Below are 240 nucleotides of genomic sequence, written 5' to 3'. Positions count from 1 at the left end.
GTACTAATTGGGATACGATAACACGTTCTGCACCATTGATGATGAAAGTACCTGTATCCGTCATCAATGGGAAATCGCCCATGAATACTTCTTGTTCTTTAATGTCCATATTTTCTGGATCATTATTTACCAAGCGAATATTTACACGAAGTGGTGCTGCGTAAGTAGCATCACGGTTTTTACATTCATTAATATCATACTTAGGTTCACCTAAGCTGAAACCTTCAAAAGAAAGTACTA

At 36.7% G+C, this 240-nt stretch carries 1 protein-coding gene; it reads right to left on the bottom strand.

What is annotated here, in order from left to right; genetic code table 11:
• The coding region (locus tag NE623_RS14620; protein WP_256276176.1) for a hypothetical protein at window positions 1–240 on the bottom strand (240 nt) is incomplete at both ends.

The sequence above is a fragment of the Gemmiger formicilis genome (genome assembly GCF_024462815.1).
In the GTDB taxonomy this organism is placed as follows: domain Bacteria; phylum Bacillota; class Clostridia; order Oscillospirales; family Ruminococcaceae; genus Gemmiger.
Note: the sequence above shows the minus strand (reverse complement) of the source record. Positions and strands in the feature narration are given on the sequence as shown.